Here is a 22,232-nt window from a genome sequence, read left to right as displayed (position 1 = left end):
GGGGCCCGGCTGCGCGAGCGCCTCGCGCCGTCGCTGCCCGGGGCGACCTGGTACGAGGTGGGCGGCGGCACCCTGGACGACGCGGTCCGCCTGGCCGGTGAGATGAACTCCGGCCGCTACGACGCGGTGGTGGGCCTCGGCGGCGGGAAGATCATCGACTGCGCCAAGTTCGCCGCGGCGCGCATCGGCCTGCCCCTGGTCGCCGTGCCCACGAACCTCGCGCACGACGGCCTGTGCTCACCGGTCGCCACCCTGGACAACGACGCCGGCCGCGGCTCCTACGGCGTACCGAACCCGATCGCGGCCGTGATCGACCTGGACGTGATCCGCGAGGCCCCGGCCCGTTTCGTGCGCGCCGGCATCGGTGACGCGGTGTCCAACATCAACGCGATCGCGGACTGGGAGCTGGCGAACCGGATCAACGGCGAGCAGATCGACGGCCTGGCCGCCGCCATGGCCCGGCAGGCCGGCGAGGCCGTGCTCCGGCACCCCGGCGGCATCGGGGACAACGACTTCCTCCAGGTGCTCGCCGAGGCGCTGGTCCTGACCGGCGTCGCGATGTCGATCTCCGGCGATTCCCGGCCCGCCTCGGGTTCCTGCCACGAGATCAACCACGCCTTCGACCTGCTCTACCCCAAGCGCGCCGCCGCCCACGGCGAGCAGTGCGGGCTCGGTGCCGCTTTCGCGATGTACCTGCGCGGAGCGCACGAGGAGTCGGCGTACATGGCCGAGGTGCTGCGCCGGCACGGGCTTCCGGTGCTGCCGGAGGACATCGGCTTCACCGTGGACGAGTTCGTCCGCGCCGTGGAGTTCGCCCCGGAGACCAGGCCCGGCCGCTACACGATCCTCGAACACCTCGACCTCACGACGACCCAGATCAAGGACATCTACGCCGACTATGTCAAGGCCATCGGTAGCTGAACTCCGTCCGGTCGTCCACCCCGCCGGGGTGAAGGACCGGCGCAGCGGTGAGCACTGGGCGGGACGCCTCTACATGCGTGAGGCGTCGCTGCGCATCGACCGCTACCTGGTGAACACCAGGGTCACGCCCAACCAGCTCACGTACCTGATGACCGTCTGCGGTGTGCTCGCGGCCCCGGCCCTGCTGGTGCCGGGGATCACGGGCGCGGTGCTCGGCGTGGTCGCCACCCAGCTGTACCTGCTGCTGGACTGCGTCGACGGCGAGGTCGCCCGCTGGAAGAAGCAGTACTCGCTCGGCGGGGTCTACCTGGACCGGGTCGGCGCCTACCTGACCGACGCGGCCGTGCTGGTCGGCCTAGGACTGCGCGCCGCCGACCTGTGGGGCAGCGGCCGTATCGACTGGCTGTGGGCCTTCCTCGGCACTCTCGCCGCGCTCGGCGCGATCCTGATCAAGGCGGAGACCGACCTCGTCGGTGTCGCCCGGCACCAGGCCGGGATGCCGCCGGTGAAGGACGCCGCGGCCGTCGCGGAGCCGCGCTCCTCGGGCATGGCGCTGGCCCGCCGGGCCGCGTCGGCGCTGAAGTTCCACCGGCTGATCCTCGGGATCGAGGCCTCGCTGCTGATCGTGGTCCTCGCGATCGCGGACCAGGTGCGCGGCGACCTGTTCTTCACCCGGCTCGGTACGGCCGTCCTCGCCGGCATCGCCCTGCTGCAGACCCTGCTGCACCTGGTGTCCATCCTGGCGTCGAGCAGGCTGCGGTGAGCGGCATGAAGGTCGGCGCCGTCATCATCACCATGGGCAACCGGCCCGAGGAGCTGCGGGCCCTGCTCGACTCCGTCGCCAAGCAGGACGGCGACCCGGTCGAGGTGGTCGTCGTCGGCAACGGCTCGCCCGTCCCGGACGTGCCCGACGGCGTACGGACCGTCGAACTGCCCGAGAACCTGGGCATCCCCGGCGGCCGGAACGTCGGCATCGAGGCCTTCGGCCCCGGTGGCCGCGAGGTCGACGTGTTGCTCTTCCTCGACGACGACGGCCTGCTCGCCCGCCACGACACCGCCGAGCTGTGCCGCGAGGCCTTCGCTGCGGACCCCCGGCTCGGCATCATCAGCTTCCGTATCGCCGATCCGGAGACCGGCGAGACCCAGCGCCGGCACGTGCCCCGGCTGCGCGCCTCGGACCCGATGCGCTCCTCCCGGGTCACCACCTTCCTGGGCGGCGCCAACGCCGTCCGCACCCGCGTCTTCGCGGAGGTCGGCGGGCTTCCGGACGCATTCTTCTACGCCCACGAGGAAACCGACCTGGCATGGCGGGCCCTCGACGCGGGCTGGATGATCGACTACCGGTCCGACATGGTGCTGTACCACCCGACGACCGCTCCCTCGCGGCACGCGGTCTACCACCGCATGGTCGCCCGCAACCGCGTCTGGCTGGCCCGCCGCAACCTCCCCGCCCTCCTGGTCCCGGTCTATCTCGGGGTCTGGATGCTGCTCACGCTGCTCCGCCGCCCCTCCCGGCCGGCTCTGCGGGCCTGGTTCGGGGGCTTCAAGGAGGGCTGGGCCACCCCGTGCGGCCCCCGCCGCCCGATGCGCTGGCGCACGGTGTGGCGGCTCACCCGGCTGGGCCGGCCCCCGGTCATCTGACAAGCTCGTCCCTGAGGGACCCGTCCGCCCCCGGACGGACGCACCGCACGACGAACTCGAACGCGCACCCGAAGACGAAAGTTTCCCCCTGTGAGTGAGACCACGCACGACGGCACGGTCGCGGTGACCGCGGCCCCGTCGCCCGACGAGGGACTGACGGCGGACCGGCTCGCCGCCAAGTACGGGCTCTCCGTGAGCGGCGCCCGGCCCTCGCTCGTGGAGTACATCGGTCAGCTGTGGGGCCGGCGCCACTTCATCCTCGCCTTCTCCCAGGCGAAGCTGACGGCGCAGTACAGCCAGGCCAAGCTCGGCCAGCTCTGGCAGGTGGCGACCCCGCTGCTGAACGCGGCCGTGTACTTCTGCATCTTCGGGCTGATCCTGCACGCCAGCCGCGGCATGCCCCAGGACGTGTACATCCCGTTCCTGGTCACCGGCGTCTTCGTGTTCACCTTCACCCAGAGTTCGGTGATGTCGGGCGTCCGGGCGATCTCCGGCAACCTCGGCCTGGTGCGCGCCTTGCACTTCCCGCGCGCCTCGCTGCCGATCTCCTTCTCGCTCCAGCAGCTCCAGCAGCTGCTGTTCTCGATGATCGTGCTGTTCGCCGTGGCGATGGGCTTCGGCAGCTACCCGAGCCTGTCCTGGCTGCTGATCGTGCCGGTGCTGGTGCTGCAGTTCCTGTTCAACACCGGGCTGGCGCTGATCATGGCCCGTGCGGGCGCCAAGACCCCGGACCTGGCCCAGCTCATGCCCTTCGTGATGCGCACGTGGATGTACGCGTCCGGCGTGATGTTCTCCATCCCGATCATGCTGGAGGACGAGCCGCAGTGGATCGCGACGGTCCTGCAGTGGAACCCGGCCGCCGTCTACATGGACCTCATGCGCTTCGCCCTGATCGACGGCTACGGTTCCGAGAACCTGCCCGACCACGTCTGGGCGGCGGCGGGCGGCTGGGCCGTGCTCTTCGCCCTGGGCGGCTTCGTGTACTTCTGGAAGGCTGAGGAGCGGTACGGCCGTGGCTGAGCAGAACAACCAGGACCGACGTCCGACGGTCATCGCGGACGAGCTGCACATCGTCTACCGCGTCAACGGCGCCAAGACCGGCAAGGGCAGCGCGACGGCCGCCCTCAGCCGGATCCTGAAGCGGGGCGAGGAGCGCGGGGTGCGCAAGGTGCACGCCGTGCGCGGCGTCTCCTTCGTGGCCTACCGCGGCGAGGCCATCGGCCTCATCGGCTCCAACGGCTCGGGCAAGTCGACCCTGCTGCGGGCCATCGCCGGCCTGCTGCCCGCGGAGAAGGGCAAGGTCTACACCGACGGCCAGCCTTCCCTGCTGGGCGTGAACGCCGCCCTGATGAACGACCTCACCGGTGAGCGGAACGTCATCCTGGGCGGTCTCGCCATGGGCATGTCCCGGGAGCAGATCAAGGAGCGTTACCAGGACATCGTCGACTTCTCGGGCATCAACGAGAAGGGCGACTTCATCACGCTGCCGATGCGCACGTACTCCTCCGGCATGGCGGCCCGGCTGCGGTTCTCCATCGCCGCCGCCAAGGACCACGACGTCCTCATGATCGACGAGGCGCTGGCCACCGGTGACCGCAAGTTCCAGAAGCGCTCGGAGGAGCGCATCCGCGAACTGCGCAAGGAGGCCGGAACGGTTTTTCTGGTCAGTCACAACAACAAGTCGATCCGCGACACCTGCAACCGCGTGCTGTGGCTGGAACGCGGCGAGCTGCGCATGGACGGACCCACCGAAGAGGTTCTGAAGGAATACGAGAAGTTCACGGGCAAGTAGCCCATTTCGGCCAGGGCCCCGCCGGAAACCGTCCGGCGGGGCCCTGCGTGTGCAAAGGAAGCGTCAACTCCGGCCGCGGTCAGGAATCTTGGAGCCAATCGGTGTGTTGTTGTGATGTGCAGGACACCCCGACGATCCTCGCTGCGTTGTACAACGTAAGCTGTACCGGTGCCGGAAAGCGGCAAGTGGGGCGATAATTCGCGGCACCCTCCGCCGGGGCAGCCCTGCGCATTGCCGGGCGGCGTGTCCGAAATAGTGTGTATTGGTTCGGCAGTGTAGAACGGGAGATGTGACGGCAATGGCTACGGAGACTCCCCAGCTCAACGCAGCATGTGCCGTCCCCCCTCCGGGCAGCGCCCGATGACGGCCACCGGAACGGCGCCCGACCTGGAACGCGCCACCCTGGACAAGGCCGCGAGCGAGAACTTCCCCGTGGCCCCCTTCTTCCTGCCCAGGGCCTGGCGCGACGACCTCATGGCCGTCTACGGCTTCGCCCGCCTCGTGGACGACATCGGCGACGGCGACCTCGCCCCCGGCGGGGCCGACGCCCGTCTGCTCGGCGTGTCGCCGGCCGAGGCCGAGGACCGCCTGGTCCTCCTCGACGCCTTCGAGACGGACCTGCGCCGCGTGTTCGACGGCACCCCGCGCCACCCCCTGCTGCGCCGCCTGCAGCCCACCGTCCGCCGCCGCTCCCTCACCCCCGAGCCGTTCCTCGGCCTGATCGCCGCCAACCGCCAGGACCAGCTCGTCACCCGGTACGAGACCTACGACGACCTCCTCGCCTACTGCGAACTGTCCGCCAACCCCGTCGGCCGCCTGGTCCTCGCCGTCACCGGCACCTCGACCCCCGAGCGGATCCGGCTGTCCGACGCGATCTGCACCGCCCTGCAGATCGTGGAACACCTCCAGGACGTCGCCGAGGACCTCGCCCGGGACCGCATCTATCTGCCCGCCGAGGACATGAAGCGCTTCCACGTCCAGGAAACGGATCTCGCCGCGAAAACCGCGGGCGCATCGGTGCGCGCCCTGGTTGCATACGAGGGACAACGCGCCCGCGATCTGCTGAATGAAGGCGCCCCCCTGGTGGGTAGCGTCCACGGCAGGTTGAAGCTGCTGCTCGCGGGGTTCGTGGCGGGGGGAAGGGCGGCGATCAGGGCGATCGCCGCCGCCGAATACGACGTACTTCCCGGCCCGCCCAAACCCGGCAAGGTCCAGTTGCTGCGTGAGGCGGGCGTGATCCTGCGAGGAGAGGGGTGATCCGGACCGTGGATTCTCCGCCGCACGTGTCCGCACCGGTACTCGCCGCCTACAGCTACTGCGAGGCCGTCACCGGGCAGCAGGCCCGTAACTTCGCCTACGGCATCCGCTTGCTGCCGACGGCCAAGCGCCGCGCCATGTCGGCGCTGTACGCGTTCTCCCGGCGCGTGGACGACATCGGCGACGGCGAGCTGGCCGACGAGGTCAAGCTGGCCCGGCTGGCGGACACCCGGGCGCTGCTCGCCCGGATCCGGGAGGGCGAGGTCGAGGAGGACGACACCGACCCGGTGGCCGTCGCCCTCACGCACGCCGCGCGCGCCTTCCCGATCCCGCTCGGCGGCCTGGACGAGCTGATCGACGGCGTCCAGATGGACGTGCGCGGGGAGACCTACGAGACCTGGGACGACCTGAAGGTCTACTGCCGGTGCGTCGCCGGTGCCATCGGACGCCTCTCGCTCGGCGTCTTCGGCACCGAACCAGGGACGCGCGGCGCCGAGCGCGCACCCGAGTACGCCGACACGCTCGGTCTCGCGCTGCAGCTCACCAACATCCTCAGAGACGTCCGCGAGGACGCCGAGGGCGGCCGTACCTACCTCCCCTCCGACGACCTCGCCAAGTTCGGCTGCTCGGCCGGGTTCGACGGGCCGACGCCGCCGGAGGGCTCCGACTTCGCGGGCCTCGTGCACTTCGAAGTACGACGGGCCCGTGCCCTTTTCGCCGAGGGCTACCGGCTGCTGCCCATGCTCGACCGGCGCAGCGGCGCGTGCGTGGCCGCCATGGCCGGCATCTACCGCCGGCTGCTGGACCGTATCGAGCGCGACCCGGAGGCCGTGCTGCGCGGCCGGGTCTCGCTGCCCGGACACGAGAAGGCGTACGTCGCCGTGCGGGGCCTGTCCGGCCTCGACGCCCGGCATGTCTCCCGCCGCGTCTCTCCCCGGTCCGTCAGGAGGCGCGCTTGATGGACCTGTCCGATCCGGCCGGCATGCGGCAGGCAACCCTCCGCTGCGGCGTGGCGTCCCTGACTGCGACGGCCGGGCGTGCACCGTTCAACCAGCACGCTCGGCACGCACGGAAGGACGCACGATGAGCGACGGGTCACGCCCCGCACAGGCGCACGCCGGTACCCCCCGGGCGGCAGGCCGCAGCGCCGTGGTGGTCGGTGGCGGACTCGCCGGCATCACCGCGGCGCTCGCGCTCGCCGACGCGGGCGTCCACGTCACCTTGCTCGAGGGCAGGCCCAGGCTGGGCGGGCTCGCCTTCTCCTTCCAGCGCGGCGAGTTGACCGTCGACAACGGCCAGCACGTGTACCTGCGCTGCTGCACCGCCTACCGCTGGTTCCTCGACCGGATCGAGGGCGCGGCGCTGGCACCGCTGCAGGACCGCCTGGACGTGCCCGTCGTCGACGTCGCCAAGCCCGAGGGCAGGCGGCTCGGCCGGCTGCGGCGGGACCCGCTGCCCGTCCCCCTCCACCTGGGGCGCAGCCTGGCCGCCTATCCGCACCTCTCGCTCGCCGAGCGTGCCGCGGTCGGGCGGGCCGCGCTCGCGCTCAAGGGGCTCGACCTCGCCGATCCGACGCTGGACACGCAGGACTTCGGCAGCTGGCTGGCCGGGCACGGCCAGTCGGCGCGCGCCGTCGAGGCCCTGTGGGACCTGGTCGGGGTCGCCACCCTCAACGCGGTCGCGGGCGACGCCTCGCTGGGGCTCGCCGCGATGGTGTTCAAGACCGGTCTGCTGTCCGACCCGGGCGCGGCCGACATCGGCTGGGCCCGCGTTCCGCTGGGCGAACTGCACGACCGGCTGGCCCGCAAGGCGCTCGACTCCGCGGGCGTCCGTACCGAAGTCCGTACACGCGTCACCTCCGTCTCCCACAACGAAAACGGGAGCTGGAGCGTTCAGGTTCCCGGCGAGACGCTCCATGCCGACGCGGTCGTCCTCGCCGTACCCCAGCGCGAGACCCACGACCTGCTGCCGCCCGGCGCCCTGGACGCCCGGGAACGGCTGCTGGAGATCGGCACCGCGCCGATCCTCAACGTCCATGTCGTCTACGACCGCAAGGTGCTCGCGAAACCCTTCTTCGCGGCCCTCGGCACCCCCGTGCAGTGGGTCTTCGACCGCACCGACGCCTCCGGGCTGCGTACGGGCCAGTACCTCGCGCTGTCCCAGTCGGCCGCACAGGAGGAGATCGACACCCCGGTCGCCGACCTCCGCGAACGCTATCTGCCCGAGTTGGAACGACTGATTCCCGCCGCGCGCGCGGCGGTGGTGAAGGACTTCTTCGTGACCCGGGAGCGCACGGCCACGTTCGCCCCCACCCCCGGCGTCGGGCGGCTGCGGCCCGGCGCCCGCACCAAGACCCCCGGCCTGTACCTGGCCGGAGCGTGGACCGCCACTGGCTGGCCCGCGACCATGGAAAGTGCGGTCCGCAGTGGAGTGAGCGCGGCGGACGCCGCGCTGAGCGCCCTGGGCCGGCCCCGCCCCCGCCACCTCTTCGAGTTCGAGGAGGCGGCCTGATGCTCACTCAGGAGCCCGCGGCCGGCCCCCGCACTCCCGGTACCGCAACAAGAGGAGAGACTGTGCCCACTGTGCCCCCGGCCTCGACGCCCGCTCCCCGGGCCGCGGTGGACGTGACCGCGCTGCTGGAGCGCGGCCGGACCCTGGCCACACCGGTCCTGCGTGCGGCAGTCGACCGCCTGGCGCCTCCCATGGACACCGTCGCCGCCTACCACTTCGGCTGGATCGACGCCGCCGGCAACCCGGCCGACGGTGACGGCGGCAAGGCCGTGCGTCCCGCGCTCGCCGTGCTCTCCGCCGAGGTCACCGGCGCCGCGCCCGAGGCCGGCGTCCCCGGCGCCGTCGCCGTCGAACTCGTGCACAACTTCTCGCTGCTGCACGACGACCTGATGGACGGCGACGAGCAGCGCCGGCACCGCGACACCGTCTGGAAGGTGCACGGCCCCGCCCAGGCCATCCTGGTCGGCGACGCCCTGTTCGCCCTCGCCAACGAGGTCCTGCTGGAACTGGGCACCGTCGAGGCGGGCCGCGCCACCCGCCGGCTGACCGCCGCCAGCCGCGCCCTGATCGACGGCCAGGCGCAGGACATCTCCTACGAGCACCGCGACCGCGTCAGCGTCGAGGAGTGCCTGGAGATGGAGGGCAACAAGACCGGCGCGCTGCTCGCCTGCGCCTCCTCCATCGGCGCGGTCCTCGGCGGTGCGGACGACGCCACCGCCGACGCGCTGGAACGGTACGGCCACCACCTCGGGCTCGCCTTCCAGGCCGTCGACGACCTTCTCGGGGTCTGGGGCGACCCGGAGGCCACCGGCAAGCAGACCTGGAGCGATCTGCGCCAGCGCAAGAAGTCGCTTCCGGTGGTGGCCGCCCTCGCGGCCGGCGGCCCCGCGTCGGAGCAACTCGCCGAGATCCTCGCCGCCGACGCCAAGAGCAGCGACTTCGAGAGCTTCTCCGAGGAGGAGTTCGCGGCCCGCGCCGCCCTCATCGAGGAGGCCGGCGGCCGCGAGTGGACGGCCCAGGAAGCGCGCCGTCAGCACACCATCGCCCTCGAAGCCCTCGACGCCGTCGACATGCCCGACCGGGTACGGGCCTCCTTCACGGCGCTCGCCGACTTCGTCGTCGTACGGAAGAGATGATCACTATCGGTTCGACACACCTCGCGTAGTCGCCGGCCGGTGTCCCTCCCGGGCTCCCGCTCCTGTCGAGCGGAAAGGGCCCAGGACACAGGACACCGGCCGACGGCGGACCCACAGCAGCACGACTCGCACGACTGCACGAAGGGGAAGCCATGACAGCGACGACCGACGGAAGTACCGGGGCGACCTTGCCGTCCCGCGCTGCCGCGGCCAGCGACACCACCCTCACCACCCCCGCAGCGGCCGGGGTACAAGAAGCCGCCGCACGCGCCGCGAGGCGCGCCACCGACCACCTGCTCGCCCGGCAGGACGCCCAGGGCTGGTGGAAGGGCGACCTGGAGACGAACGTCACCATGGACGCCGAGGATCTGCTCCTCCGTCAGTTCCTCGGTATCCAGGACGCGGCGACGACCGAGGCCGCCGCCAAGTTCATCCGCGGTGAGCAGCGCCAGGACGGCACCTGGGCCACCTTCTACGGTGGCCCCGGCGAACTGTCCACCACCATCGAGGCGTACGTCGCGCTGCGCCTGGCGGGTGACGCGCCCGACGCCCCGCACATGGCGCGGGCGTCGGCCTGGGTCCGGGAGCGCGGAGGCATCGCCGCCGCCCGCGTCTTCACCCGGATCTGGCTCGCCCTGTTCGGCTGGTGGAAGTGGGACGACCTGCCCGAACTCCCACCGGAGCTGATCTACTTCCCCAGCTGGATGCCGCTCAACATCTACGACTTCGGGTGCTGGGCCCGGCAGACCATCGTGCCGCTCACCATCGTCTCGGCCAAGCGCCCGGTCCGCCCGGCGCCCTTCGCGCTGGACGAGCTGCACACCGACCCCGCCCAGCCCAACCCGCCGAAGCCCCTCGCTCCCGTGGCCAGTTGGGACGGTGCCTTCCAGCGCCTGGACAAGGCGCTGCACCGGCTGCGCAAGGTCGCCCCGCGCAGACTGCGCAAGGCCGCGATGAACTCGGCCGCCCGCTGGATCATCGAGCGCCAGGAGAACGACGGCTGCTGGGGCGGCATCCAGCCTCCGGCCGTGTACTCGATCATCGCCCTGTACCTGCTCGGCTACGACCTCGAGCACCCCGTGATGCGCGAGGGCCTCGCCTCGCTGGACCGTTTCGCCGTCTGGCGCGAGGACGGCGCCCGGATGATCGAGGCCTGCCAGTCCCCGGTCTGGGACACCTGCCTCGCCACCATCGCGCTCGTCGACGCGGGCCTGCCCACCGACCATCCGCAACTGGTCAAGGCGGCCGACTGGATGCTCGGCGAGGAGATCGTCCGACCCGGTGACTGGGCCGTCAAGCGGCCCCACCTTCCCCCGGGCGGCTGGGCGTTCGAGTTCCACAACGACAACTACCCGGACATCGACGACACCGCCGAGGTCGCCCTCGCGCTGCGCCGGGTCAGGCACCACGACCCCGAGCGCGTGGACCGGGCGATCGGGCGGGCCGTGCGCTGGAACCTGGGGATGCAGTCGAAGAACGGCGCGTGGGGTGCCTTCGACGCCGACAACACCAGCCCGTTCCCGAACCGGCTGCCGTTCTGCGACTTCGGCGAGGTCATCGACCCGCCGTCCGCGGACGTCACCGCGCACGTGGTGGAGATGCTCGCCGCCGAGGGCCTCGCCCACGACCCGCGCACCCGGCGGGGCATCGAGTGGCTGCTCGCCGAACAGGAGCCGAACGGCTCGTGGTTCGGCCGCTGGGGCGTCAACTACATCTACGGCACCGGCTCGGTGGTGCCCGCGCTGACCGCGGCCGGCCTGCCCGGCTCCCACCCGGCGATCCGGCGGGCGGTGACCTGGTTGGAGAGCGTCCAGAACGACGACGGCGGCTGGGGCGAGGACCTGCGCTCGTACAAGCACGTCAAGGAGTGGAGCGGCCGCGGCGCCTCCACCGCCTCGCAGACCGCGTGGGCGCTCATGGCGCTGCTCGCGGCGGGGGAGAAGGGCTCCAAGGCCGTCGAGCGCGGCATCCAGTGGCTGGCCGAGACCCAGCGGGAGGACGGCACCTGGGACGAGCCGTACTTCACCGGGACCGGCTTCCCCTGGGACTTCTCCATCAACTACCACCTCTACCGGCAGGTGTTCCCGCTCACCGCCCTCGGCCGGTACCTGCACGGCGACCCCTTCGAGCGCCACCTGCTCGCCCCGGCCGTGAAGGCCTCCGCGCAGGCGAGGGTGAGCTGAATTGAGCACCCGGCCCGCTCCGGCTCCGCTGCTGATCGCCTGCGCGCTCGGCATCGAGCACCTCGCCCTGCGCACCGGCGACCGCGGCGGGGCCGGCGGGCCGGTCACCTTTGTCCGTACGGGCATGGGACCCCGGGCGGCGGAACGGTCCGTCACCCGGCATCTGTCCGAGCCTGCGCTCGCCGACGCGGCCGTCCTGGCCACCGGCTTCTGCGCCGGGCTCGCTCCCGGAATGCACCCCGGCGATCTGGTCGTCGCCGAGGAGACCCGGGATCCGCACGGGACCGTCCCGTGCGTGGGCACCGACCTGCTGGTCAAGGAACTCGTGCGCATCCTGCCCGAGCGCACGGTCCACACCGGCCCGCTCACCGGCTCCGACCACGTGGTCCGGGGTCCTGAGCGGTCCGATCTGCTCGCGACCGGAGCGATCGCGGTCGACATGGAGTCCGCCGCCACGCTCCTCGCCGCCGGCCGTACGGGCGCCCGCCCGGTCGCGGCCGTACGGGTGGTCGTGGACGCTCCCGAACATGAACTCGTCCGGATCGGCACGGTACGCGGTGGAATATCGGCTTTCCGCGTTCTTCGTTCCGTTCTTCCCGCATTTTATGAATGGCACCGTTCTTTGTTGCTCCCCCGGAGGTGAGCCAGATGGCCATGCCGTTGCGTCAGTCCATCAAGGTCGCTACTTACCTGGCTGAACAGAAGCTGCGCAGGCGGGACAAGTTCCCGCTCATCGTGGAGCTGGAACCGTTGTTCGCCTGCAACCTCAAGTGCGAGGGCTGCGGCAAGATCCAGCACCCGGCCGGTGTGCTCAAGCAGCGCATGCCGGTCGCCCAGGCCGTCGGCGCGGTGCTGGAGTCCGGTGCGCCGATGGTCTCCATCGCCGGTGGCGAGCCTTTGATGCACCCGCAGATCGACGAGATCGTGCGGCAGTTGGTGGCGAGGAGGAAGTTCGTCTTCCTGTGCACCAACGCCCTGCTGCTGCGCAAGAAGATCGACAAGTTCAAGCCCTCGCCCTATTTCGCCTTCGCGGTGCACATCGACGGGCTGCGCGAGCGGCACGACGAGTCCGTTGCGAAGGAGGGCGTGTTCGACGAGGCGGTGGAGGCCATCAAGGAGGCCAAGCGGCGTGGCTTCCGGGTGACCACCAACTCCACCTTCTTCAACACCGACACCCCGCAGACCGTCATCGAGGTGCTCAACTTCCTCAACGACGACCTCGAGGTCGACGAGATGATGATCTCGCCCGCCTACGCCTACGAGAAGGCACCCGACCAGGAGCACTTCCTCGGTGTCGAGCAGACCCGCGAGCTGTTCAAGAAGGCCTTCGCGGGCGGCAACCGAAGCAAGTGGCGGCTCAACCACTCCCCGCTCTTCCTGGACTTCCTGGAGGGCAAGGTCGACTTCCCGTGCACCGCGTGGGCGATCCCGAACTACTCGCTCTTCGGCTGGCAGCGCCCCTGCTACCTGATGAGCGACGGTTACGTGCCGACGTACCGTGAACTCATCGAGAAGACGGACTGGGACAAGTACGGCCGCGGCAAGGACCCGCGTTGCGCCAACTGCATGGCGCACTGCGGCTACGAGCCCACCGCGGTCCTCGCCACCATGGGCTCCCTCAAGGAGTCGCTGCGGGCCATGCGCGAGGCCGTCGCAGGAAACCGGGAGTGACGCGATGACCGCCGTGTCCTTGGGCGTTCCCGAGGTACCGGCCCGTCCGGTCGCGCCGCGTCGCCCCTCGCGGCAGATCCAGGTCGGGCCGGTGGCGGTCGGGGGCGGCGCGCCGGTGTCGGTGCAGTCGATGACGACGACCCGTACGTCCGACATCGGCGCCACCCTGCAGCAGATCGCGGAACTCACCGCGTCCGGGTGCCAGATCGTCCGCGTCGCCTGCCCCACGCAGGACGACGCGGACGCCCTCGCGACCATCGCCGGGAAGTCGCAGATCCCGGTGATCGCGGACATCCACTTCCAGCCGAAGTACGTCTTCGCTGCCATCGAGGCGGGCTGCGCCGCGGTCCGCGTCAACCCGGGCAACATCAAGAAGTTCGACGACCAGGTCAAGGAGATCGCGCGCGCCGCGAAGGACCACGGCACCCCGATCCGCATCGGCGTCAACGCCGGCTCGCTGGACCGGCGGCTGCTGCGCAAGTACGGCAGGGCGACGCCGGAGGCGCTGGTCGAGAGCGCGTTGTGGGAGGCGTCGCTCTTCGAGGAGCACGACTTCCGGGACATCAAGATCTCGGTCAAGCACAACGACCCGGTCGTGATGATCGAGGCGTACCGGCAGCTCGCCGAGAGCTGCGACTACCCGCTGCACCTGGGGGTCACGGAGGCCGGTCCGGCCTTCCAGGGCACGATCAAGTCGGCCGTCGCCTTCGGGGCGTTGCTGTCCCGGGGCATCGGCGACACCATCCGCGTCTCCCTGTCGGCTCCGCCGGCCGAGGAGGTCAAGGTCGGCATCCAGATCCTTCAGTCGCTCGGCCTCAGGCAGCGGCGCCTGGAGATCGTCTCCTGCCCGTCGTGCGGACGCGCCCAGGTGGACGTGTACAAGCTGGCCGAGGAGGTCACCGCGGGTCTGGACGGCATGGAGGTGCCGTTGCGGGTCGCGGTGATGGGGTGTGTGGTCAATGGCCCGGGTGAGGCCCGCGAGGCCGACCTCGGAGTTGCCTCGGGCAACGGGAAGGGGCAGATCTTCGTGAAGGGCGAGGTCGTCAAGACCGTCCCCGAGTCGAAGATCGTGGAGACCCTCATCGAGGAGGCCATGAAGCTCGCCGAGCGGACGAGCCCCGCAGACACATGAGTTGAGGCAAGGCACGGACCGAGAGGGGGCCTGAGCGTGACCATTCTGGAGACGATCCGGGGACCACGCGACCTGAAGGCGCTGTCCGAGGCGGAACTCGGCGAACTGTCCGACGAGATACGTGAGTTCCTGGTGCAGGCGGTATCCAGAACCGGCGGTCATCTCGGACCCAATCTGGGGGTGGTGGAACTCTCCATCGCACTCCACCGGGTCTTCGAGTCGCCGGTCGACCGCATCCTGTGGGACACCGGGCACCAGAGCTACGTACACAAGCTTTTGACGGGACGTCAGGACTTCTCCAAGCTGCGCGGCAAGGGCGGCCTGTCCGGCTACCCCTCGCGCGAGGAGTCCGAGCACGACGTCATCGAGAACAGCCACGCCTCCACCGCGCTCGGCTGGGCCGACGGCCTCGCCAAGGCCAACCAGGTGCGGGGGGAGAACAGCCACGTCGTCGCGGTCATCGGTGACGGCGCGCTGACCGGCGGCATGGCCTGGGAGGCGCTGAACAACATCGCGGCCGCCAAGGACCGGCCGCTGATCATCGTCGTCAACGACAACGAGCGCTCGTACGCGCCGACCATCGGCGGCCTCGCCAACCACCTGGCCACCCTGCGCACCACCGACGGCTACGAGAAGGTCCTCGCCTGGGGCAAGGACGTGCTGCTGCGGACCCCGGTCGTCGGCAACACGATCTACGAGTCCCTGCACGGCGCGAAGAAGGGCTTCAAGGACGCCTTCGCCCCGCAGGGCATGTTCGAGGACCTGGGCCTGAAGTACGTCGGCCCGATCGACGGCCATGACATCGGCGCCGTCGAGTCCGCGCTGCGCCGGGCCAAACGCTTCCACGGCCCGGTTTTGGTCCACTGCCTCACGGAGAAGGGCCGCGGCTACGAGCCCGCCCTCGCCCACGAGGAGGACCACTTCCACACCGTCGGTGTGATGGACCCGCTCACCTGTGCACCGCTCGTGCCTGCCAAGGGGCCTTCCTGGACCTCGGTGTTCGGCGACGAGATCGTGCGGATCGGTCAGGAGCGGGAGGACGTCGTCGCCATCACGGCGGCCATGCTGCATCCGGTGGGTCTCGGGAAGTTCGCCGAGCGCTTCCCCGACCGGGTGTGGGACGTGGGCATCGCCGAGCAGCACGCCGCCGTCTCCGCGGCCGGGCTCGCGACCGGCGGCCTGCACCCGGTCGTCGCCGTCTACGCCACCTTCCTCAACCGTGCCTTCGACCAGCTGCTGATGGACGTGGCCCTGCACCGCTGCGGGGTGACCTTCGTGCTGGACCGGGCCGGGGTCACCGGAGTGGACGGCGCGTCCCACAACGGGATGTGGGACATGTCGGTCCTGCAGGTCGTACCGGGCCTGCGGATCGCCGCCCCGCGCGACGCCGACCAGCTCCGGGCGCAGCTGCGCGAGGCGGTCGCCGTGGACGACGCGCCGACCCTGGTCCGGTTCCCGAAGGAGTCCGTCGGCCCGGAGATCCCGGCGATCGACCGCGTGGGCGGCATGGACGTCCTGCACCGCGCCGAGCGCCCCGAGGTGCTGCTGGTGGCCGTCGGCGTGATGGCACCGGTGTGCCTGCAGGCCGCCGAGCTGCTGCGGGCACGCGGTGTCGACTGCACGGTGGTCGACCCCCGTTGGGTCAAGCCCGTCGACCCCGCCCTGCCCGCACTGGCGGCCGGACACCGGCTGGTGGCCGTGGTCGAGGACAACAGCCGTGCGGCAGGCGTCGGGTCGGCCGTCGCCCTGGCCCTCGGCGATGCCGACGTGGACGTGCCGGTGCGGCGGTTCGGCATCCCGGAGCAGTTCCTCGCGCACGCCAAGCGCGGCGAGGTGCTGGCCGACATCGGCCTCACGCCCGTCGAGATCGCCGGGCGGATCAGCGCGAGCCTGGCCGTCAGGGACGTCGACGGCACAGCCAAGGAGAGTGAATGACCACGGAGTTCGACCTCGGTGCCCTGCTGGCCGAGCGCGGAGCCGAACGCTACGAGCTGCACGCGAAGTACCTCAACCCGCAGCTCCCGCGCATGCTCCACACCATCGGCTTCGACAAGGTCTACGAGCGTGCCGAAGGCGCCCACTTCTTCGACGCGGACGGCAACGACTACCTGGACATGCTCGCCGGGTTCGGGGTGATGGGCCTGGGCCGCCACCACCCGGTCGTCCGCAAGGCCCTGCACGACGTGCTCGACCTGAACCTCGCCGACCTCACCCGGTTCGACTGCCAGCCGCTGCCGGGTCTGCTCGCGGAGCGGCTCCTCGCGCACAGCCCGCACCTGGACCGGGTGTTCTTCGGCAACAGCGGCACCGAAGCGGTGGAGACGGCCCTGAAGTTCGCCCGGTACGCCACCGGCAAGCCGCGCATCCTCTACTGCGACCACGCCTTCCACGGACTGACCACCGGCGCGCTCTCGGTCAACGGCGAGAAGGGCTTCCGCGACGGCTTCGCCCCGCTGCTGCCCGACACCGCCGTCCCCCTGGGCGATCTCGACGCGCTGGCCCGGGAGGTGAAGAAGGGCGACGTCGCCGCCCTCATCGTGGAGCCCATCCAGGGCAAGGGCGTGCACGAGGCCCCGCCCGGCTATCTGCGTGCCGCCCAGGACCTGCTGCACCGGCACAAGGCGCTGCTCATCGCCGACGAGGTGCAGACCGGCCTCGGCCGCACCGGCGACTTCTACGCCTACCAGCACGAGGACGGGGTCGAACCGGACCTGGTGTGCGTGGCCAAGGCCCTCTCCGGCGGCTATGTCCCGGTCGGCGCCACCCTCGGCAAGGAGTGGATCTTCAAGAAGGTCTACTCGTCCATGGACCGCGTCCTGGTCCACTCGGCGAGCTTCGGTTCCAACGCCCCGGCGATGGCGTGCGGCCTCGCCGTACTGTCGGTCATGGAGAACGAGCAGATCGTCGCCGGCGTGCGCACGACCGGCGAGCTGCTGAAGTCCCGGCTGACCGCGCTGGTCGACAAGTACGAGCTGCTGGCCGAGGTGCGCGGCCGGGGCCTGATGATCGGCATCGAGTTCGGCAGGCCGTCCTCGCTGAAGCTGCGCGGCCGCTGGACCATGCTCCAGGCGGCACGCAAGGGACTGTTCGCGCAGATGGTCGTCGTACCGCTGCTGCAGCGGCACCGGATCCTCACGCAGGTCTCCGGGGACCACCTGGAGGTGATCAAGCTCATTCCGCCGCTGGTCATCGACGAGGCCGATGTGGACCGGTTCGTGGACGCCTTCGCCGCCGTGATGGACGACGCGCACAGCGGCGGCGGCCTGATGTGGGACTTCGGCAAGACCCTGATCAAGCAGGCGGTGGCCCACCGCTGATCGCGAATCGGGCTTTCGTTCCCCGCCCCGCACCGGCACGGGCTCGGTGCGGGGCGGGGGTGTTCAGAGGGCGAACGGCAGGACGAGGACGAAGGGATACGCCAGTCCGAGCGCGCCGACGCCCATGAGGCCGAGGACGACGGCGAGCCCGCCGGCGATGAGCACGGCACGGCGGACCCAGGGCCTCTTGCCTCTCGGGCAATAAATTTGTCGCTCAGGCAAGACTGGGGCTCAATGGAGGCATGAACGCCTCAGACGCCGCGTCACCGGCGGCGGGTCACGGCGACGACCTGCCCGCCGTCGCGCCGCAACTGCGCGCACTGCGCCGGCGTGCCGGCCTCACCCTGGAGGCCGCGGCCCGCACCGCCGGGCTCTCGCCGGCCCACCTCTCCCGCCTGGAGACCGGACACCGCCAGCCCTCGCTGCCGATGCTCCTCGCACTCGCCCGCGTCTACGGTACGACCGTCTCCGAACTGCTCGGCGAGACGGTCGCCGACCGGGACGCGATCGTACGGGCCGCCGACATGGAGGCGACCCGGGCGGGCGGCTGGACGTACGTCCAGGCCGGGGCGCACGGCCGTGCCATGCAGGCCCTGCGTGTGCGCGTCCCGTACGGCTCGCAGGGCGACATCGTGCGTGTCCACCCGGGCGAGGAATGGCTCTACCTCCTCAAGGGACGCCTGCGGCTGCGCCTCGGCGACACCGCACACCTGCTCGCGCCCGGCGACAGCGCGCACTTCGATTCGCTCACCCCGCACCGCCTCGCCGCTGAGGACCACGGCGGCGTGGAACTGCTGTTCGTCCACACCCTGCTGCAAAGCCCCACGGCCACACTGTGCCTGGGCCCGCTGACCGGAGAGCTGCCATGAGCGACTTCGAGGAGAAGTTCCCCCGTTCCCTGTGGATCCGGCTGATCATCTACATCGCCCTCGGCCATGTCCTGGCCGGGTTCCTCTACCTGCTGTTCGCGGTCGGCGCCAAGGGCTGACCGGGCGAGGACGCCGGACGCGGCCCGGGTGCTCAACGTCCTGTACGAGCACGGGCAGGGTCCGTCCGGCACGACGTACGACGACTACCACCGGCCCCGCTCGGCCGACCGGGGCAGACCTCGACTTCGACAACCCGCACCCAAGGGCCGGCCGGTGAGGGTGGGGGAGCGCTCAGTCCAGCAGGCGCTCGCGGAGCCGCTCGCGGGTCCCGGGGCTGAGGGCGAGGCCCTGCTCCAGGTAGGTGTCGGTCCCGCCCCAGGTCTCCTCGATGCTCCGGAAGGCCGCCTCCAGGTACTCGGCGCGGGCGTCGAAGAGCGGGCTGAGCAGCTCCATCACCTCGGGCGTGTACGCGGTGTCCGGGCTGCCGCTGCGCCGGACCTTGTACCGGCGGTGCTTGGCGTTGGACTCCAGGTAGTCCGCGACGATCGCCTCGCGTTCCACGCCCACGGCGAGGAGGGTGACGGCTATGGAGATGCCCGCGCGGTCCTTGCCGGCCGCGCAGTGCATCAGGGCGGGCACGTTGTCATCGGCGAGCGCGTGCAGCACCCGGGAGTGCTCGGCGGTGCGTTCCTTGACGATCGTCCGGTACGAGGCGACCATCCTGGCCGCCGCCTTGCCGTCGTCCAGGATCGCGCGCAACTGCTCGAGGTCGCCCTCGCGGACCATCTTCCAGAACTCGGCGCCGTCCGCCGGGTCGCTCAGCGGCAGGTTCACGTTCCGCACGCCGGGCAGCTCGACGTCCGGGCCCTCCAGCTTCTGGTCGGCGGCGTTGCGGAAGTCGAAGATCGTGTGCAGGCCCAGGGAGGAGAGGAAGGCCGCGTCCTCCTCGGTCGCGTGCGCCAGGTGCCCGCTGCGGAACAGCACACCCTGCCGCACCCGCCGTCCGTCCACGGTGGGCAGTCCGCCCACGTCACGGAAATTGCGCACACCGGCCAGCTCCGGCTCGGTCGACGGGACCTGCTGCGTCACGGGGGCTCCTCCCGGTCGGCCCCGCCGGCGCGGCTCGTCGACGGGCGCTCCGTCGACCATACGACATTGCTTACCTAGGGCAATGAGTTGTCCACAGGCATTGTCACCAGGGGCTTCGCGGCCTAATGATGTTCGCACTTGAGCGGATCTGTTGACACCTGTGAGGTCTCGATGGTGGACATCGCCGAAAACGGTCGTACCTGGCTCCTGTCTGGGCCCACCAGCAGTTATGCCCTGCATCTCACCGAGGCCGACGAACTGCTCCACCTGCACTGGGGCCCGCGGATCGCGCTCGCGGACGCCGAGGCGCTGGCGATGAGCCCCCTGCCCGGCTACTGGCCCTTCGAGTCCCCGCTCGACGGCCGCGAGGAGTACCCCGTCGAGGGCGGCCCCCGCTTCGTCCGCCCCGCCCTGTCCGTGCGCACGGACGACCGCCGCGGCACGGAGTGGACTTTCGAGGCGTACGACACCGAGGGCGACGAGCTGCGGCTGCGCTTCGCCGACGGCGGACTGGTGATCACCCTGCACTACCGGATGCGCGGGGACGTCGTGGAGCGCTGGGTGACCGTGGAGAACGGCGGGCACGCGCGCGTGGAACTGCTACGGGCCGACGCCGCCACCTGGACCCTGCCCGACCGCGACGGCTGGCGGCTGTCCCAGCTGCACGGCCGCTGGGCCGCCGAGTCCCGGCTCACCACCGCCCCCCTCACCTACGGTGAGAAGGTCATCGGCAGCCGCCGCGGCCACACCGGCCACCAGCATCTGCCCTGGGTGGCACTCGACACCGACGCCACAGAGGAGCGCGGCGAGGTCTACGGCTGCGCGCTCGGCTGGTCCGGCTCCTGGCGCATCGCCGTCGCCCAGCTCCCGGACGCGCGCGTGCAGATCACCGGCGGGGCCGGATACGACGACTCGGGCCTGCTGCTCCTGCAGCCGGGGGAGTCGTACACCACCCCCGTCTTCGCGGGGCTGTGGAGCGACGGCGGCTTCGGGGGCGCGAGCCGCACCTGGCACGCCTACCAGCATGCGTACGTCATCCCGGACGCGGAGCAGGACCGGCCCGTCCTCTTCAACTCCTGGGAGGCGACCACCTTCGACATCTCCGAGGAGCAGCAGACCGCCCTCGCCCGCCGCGCCGCCGAGATCGGCGTCGAGCTGTTCGTGGTGGACGACGGCTGGTTCGGCGCCCGCACCAGCGACCGCGCCGGGCTCGGCGACTGGACCCCCAACCCCGACCGCTTCCCGCACGGCCTCAAGCCCCTCGCCGACCGGGTGCACGGCCTCGGCATGCGGTTCGGCATCTGGGTCGAACCCGAGATGGTCAACCCGGACAGCGACCTCTACCGCGCCCACCCCGACTGGGTCCAGTACCAATCGGGGCGAAAGCGGACGGAACTGCGCAATCAGCTCGTTCTCAACCTCGCCCGCGAGGACGTCCAGGAGTACCTGTGGGAGCAGCTGGACGCCCTGCTCTCCAGCGCCCCGATCGACTACGTCAAGTGGGACTTCAACCGCTGCTTCACCGACGCCGGCTGGCCCGGTGAGCCGTACCCGCAGCGCCTGTGGGTCGACCACGTCCGGGCCCTGTACGCCCTGCTGGACCGGCTGCGCGCGGCGCACCCCCAGGTCGCCTTCGAATCCTGCTCGGGCGGTGGCGGCCGGATCGACCTCGGGGTGATGAGCCGCACCGACCAGGTGTGGACCTCCGACAACACCGACCCGCTGGACCGGCTCGCCATCCAGCACGGCTTCACCCAGATCCACCCCGCGCGGGTCATGGCCGCCTGGGTCACCGACAGCCCGAACACCCAGCTCAACGGCCGGGTCAGTTCGCTGCGTTTCCGCTTCGTCAGCGCCATGGCCGGTGTCCTGGGGGTCGGCGGCGACCTCACGCGGTGGAGCGCGGAGGAGTTGGCGGAGGCGCGGCGATGGGTGGAGCTGTACAAGGAGATCCGCCCGGTCGTCCAGCGCGGCGAGCTGTACCGGCTGCGGCCCCCCGCGGGCGGTCTGAGCGCCGTCCAGTACGTCCTCGGCGACGAGGCGGTGGTCCTCGCCTGGCTGCAGGCGCAGAGCTACGGCGAGCCGGTGCCCGCGGTACGGCTGCGCGGACTCGACCCGACAGCATCGTATGAATGCCGCGAAACGGGCGAAACGTATCGAGGGGCCGTCCTGCTGCACCACGGGTTGCGCACCGGACTGAAGGGCGACCTGGATGCAATGGTTTGCCGTTTGCGCCGCATCTGAGCCTTCTATCCGAATTGGCGTCTTCGTTCCAACTGGCCGCGGAACAAGGACCTATGGCGGGACGGCGCGTGAGGAGCGTCATATCGGTGACCGAGCGTCGTCCGTCATGTCCACGTAATTCTCCTGCGGAAAAGGGGAATTGCGGAGTGCGCGCGGCAGGAATTCACGGTGGGTGACCGCGTATTTCCGTCTTCGATCTTCGGAAATGCGAACCGCGGGAACCCGCCGCTTGTTTCGGTGCGGCTCGCTCGCTTACGTTCACCACCCATCCGGACGGAACGCCGAATCCTGCCGCCGCCCGGAGTCCCCACACACTTGACCCGCATACGGCAGGAGCGGGGGACCCACCAGGTACGACTGCCTGTCCGGTCTCCGCGACAGGCTAGGGGTGAAGTCGCGCACCGCGCGGCCGGGCAGCTCCAGCCCGAACCCGACAGCTGACCTCGCAGGCGTCGGAGAGGAATGCGCC

20 protein-coding genes and 1 riboswitch are annotated in these 22,232 nt (G+C 70.8%); of the genes, 19 read left to right on the top strand and 1 reads right to left on the bottom strand.

All coding sequences use genetic code 11. The features are described from left to right. From ACGFRF_RS35935 to ACGFRF_RS35850, 18 genes are all read left to right on the top strand, one after another. The coding region (locus ACGFRF_RS35935; RefSeq protein ID WP_393747321.1) for an iron-containing alcohol dehydrogenase family protein at positions 1-921 on the top strand (921 nt) is incomplete at its 5' end. Further along, positions 899-1,684: a CDP-alcohol phosphatidyltransferase family protein gene (locus tag ACGFRF_RS35930; RefSeq protein WP_393747319.1), complete on the top strand. Its 786-nt coding sequence runs from the start codon at positions 899-901 to the stop codon at positions 1,682-1,684. The genes ACGFRF_RS35935 and ACGFRF_RS35930, both read left to right, overlap by 23 nt. 5 nt (positions 1,685-1,689) lie before the next feature. Continuing rightward, positions 1,690-2,562 (top strand): glycosyltransferase family 2 protein, encoded by an 873-nt coding sequence (locus ACGFRF_RS35925; RefSeq protein WP_393747335.1) that lies wholly within the window; start codon positions 1,690-1,692, stop codon positions 2,560-2,562. Positions 2,563-2,652: 90 nt separating this feature from the next. Beyond that, positions 2,653-3,582: an ABC transporter permease gene (locus tag ACGFRF_RS35920; RefSeq protein WP_393747317.1), complete on the top strand. Its 930-nt coding sequence runs from the start codon at positions 2,653-2,655 to the stop codon at positions 3,580-3,582. Continuing rightward, positions 3,575-4,354 carry an ABC transporter ATP-binding protein gene (locus ACGFRF_RS35915; RefSeq protein WP_393747315.1) on the top strand — a complete coding sequence of 260 codons (780 nt, stop codon included), beginning with the start codon at positions 3,575-3,577 and terminating at the stop codon, positions 4,352-4,354. The genes ACGFRF_RS35920 and ACGFRF_RS35915 overlap by 8 nt, the downstream gene beginning before the upstream one ends. A 360-nt stretch (positions 4,355-4,714) precedes the next feature. Then, entirely contained in the window at positions 4,715-5,611 is an 897-nt protein-coding gene (gene hpnC, locus ACGFRF_RS35910) for a squalene synthase HpnC (RefSeq protein WP_393747314.1), read from the top strand. Next, positions 5,608-6,570 (top strand): presqualene diphosphate synthase HpnD, encoded by a 963-nt coding sequence (hpnD, locus tag ACGFRF_RS35905; protein ID WP_393747312.1) that lies wholly within the window; start codon positions 5,608-5,610, stop codon positions 6,568-6,570. The genes hpnC and hpnD overlap by 4 nt, the downstream gene beginning before the upstream one ends. After that, positions 6,570-6,698 carry a DUF6380 family protein gene (locus tag ACGFRF_RS35900; RefSeq protein ID WP_393747310.1) on the top strand — a complete coding sequence of 43 codons (129 nt, stop codon included), beginning with the start codon at positions 6,570-6,572 and terminating at the stop codon, positions 6,696-6,698. Before hpnD ends, ACGFRF_RS35900 begins: the two co-directional genes overlap by 1 nt. After that, positions 6,695-8,122: a hydroxysqualene dehydroxylase HpnE gene (hpnE, locus tag ACGFRF_RS35895; RefSeq protein WP_393747308.1), complete on the top strand. Its 1,428-nt coding sequence runs from the start codon at positions 6,695-6,697 to the stop codon at positions 8,120-8,122. Before ACGFRF_RS35900 ends, hpnE begins: the two co-directional genes overlap by 4 nt. Next, a complete protein-coding gene (locus tag ACGFRF_RS35890) occupies positions 8,122-9,258 on the top strand; it encodes a polyprenyl synthetase family protein (protein WP_393747306.1) in 1,137 nt (378 codons plus the stop codon). Before hpnE ends, ACGFRF_RS35890 begins: the two co-directional genes overlap by 1 nt. Positions 9,259-9,410: 152 nt before the next feature. Then, positions 9,411-11,441 carry a squalene--hopene cyclase gene (shc, locus tag ACGFRF_RS35885; protein WP_393747304.1) on the top strand — a complete coding sequence of 677 codons (2,031 nt, stop codon included), beginning with the start codon at positions 9,411-9,413 and terminating at the stop codon, positions 11,439-11,441. A 1-nt stretch (position 11,442) separates the two neighbouring features. Next, a complete protein-coding gene (locus tag ACGFRF_RS35880; RefSeq protein WP_393747302.1) occupies positions 11,443-12,084 on the top strand; it encodes a 1-hydroxy-2-methyl-2-butenyl 4-diphosphate reductase in 642 nt (213 codons plus the stop codon). A 5-nt stretch (positions 12,085-12,089) separates the two neighbouring features. Continuing rightward, positions 12,090-13,112, top strand: coding sequence for an adenosyl-hopene transferase HpnH (gene hpnH, locus ACGFRF_RS35875; protein WP_393747300.1), 1,023 nt, complete (start codon positions 12,090-12,092; stop codon positions 13,110-13,112). 4 nt (positions 13,113-13,116) lie between these two features. Further along, the gene (gene ispG / locus ACGFRF_RS35870) at positions 13,117-14,244 is read left to right on the top strand and encodes a flavodoxin-dependent (E)-4-hydroxy-3-methylbut-2-enyl-diphosphate synthase (protein ID WP_393747298.1); all 1,128 of its coding nucleotides are present in this window, start codon (positions 13,117-13,119) and stop codon (positions 14,242-14,244) included. 36 nt (positions 14,245-14,280) lie between these two features. Next, the gene (gene dxs, locus ACGFRF_RS35865) at positions 14,281-16,179 is read left to right on the top strand and encodes a 1-deoxy-D-xylulose-5-phosphate synthase (protein ID WP_393747297.1); all 1,899 of its coding nucleotides are present in this window, start codon (positions 14,281-14,283) and stop codon (positions 16,177-16,179) included. Further along, complete coding sequence (locus ACGFRF_RS35860) at positions 16,176-17,561, top strand: aspartate aminotransferase family protein (protein ID WP_393747295.1); 1,386 nt, start codon at positions 16,176-16,178, stop codon at positions 17,559-17,561. The genes dxs and ACGFRF_RS35860 overlap by 4 nt, the downstream gene beginning before the upstream one ends. Before the next feature lie 242 nt (positions 17,562-17,803). Next, a complete protein-coding gene (locus ACGFRF_RS35855) occupies positions 17,804-18,430 on the top strand; it encodes a helix-turn-helix domain-containing protein (RefSeq protein WP_393747293.1) in 627 nt (208 codons plus the stop codon). Then, positions 18,427-18,549 (top strand): DUF6126 family protein, encoded by a 123-nt coding sequence (locus tag ACGFRF_RS35850; protein ID WP_393747291.1) that lies wholly within the window; start codon positions 18,427-18,429, stop codon positions 18,547-18,549. Before ACGFRF_RS35855 ends, ACGFRF_RS35850 begins: the two co-directional genes overlap by 4 nt. Positions 18,550-18,721: 172 nt before the next feature. Here ACGFRF_RS35850 and ACGFRF_RS35845 read toward each other — a convergent pair whose 3' ends face one another. Next, positions 18,722-19,519, bottom strand: coding sequence for a tyrosine-protein phosphatase (locus ACGFRF_RS35845; RefSeq protein WP_393747289.1), 798 nt, complete (start codon positions 19,517-19,519; stop codon positions 18,722-18,724). 171 nt (positions 19,520-19,690) lie between these two features. Between ACGFRF_RS35845 and ACGFRF_RS35840 the strand changes: the two genes are divergently transcribed. Then, positions 19,691-21,763 carry an alpha-galactosidase gene (locus ACGFRF_RS35840; RefSeq protein WP_393747333.1) on the top strand — a complete coding sequence of 691 codons (2,073 nt, stop codon included), beginning with the start codon at positions 19,691-19,693 and terminating at the stop codon, positions 21,761-21,763. A 302-nt stretch (positions 21,764-22,065) separates the two neighbouring features. After that, a riboswitch (cyclic di-AMP (ydaO/yuaA leader) is annotated at positions 22,066-22,228 on the top strand. The last annotated feature ends 4 nt before the right edge of the window (positions 22,229-22,232 follow it).

This window comes from Streptomyces sp. NPDC048521, assembly GCF_043199855.1.
Taxonomy (GTDB): domain Bacteria; phylum Actinomycetota; class Actinomycetes; order Streptomycetales; family Streptomycetaceae; genus Streptomyces.
The sequence above is the reverse complement of the archived record's forward strand: the minus strand, read 5'-3'. Positions and strand labels throughout refer to the sequence as shown.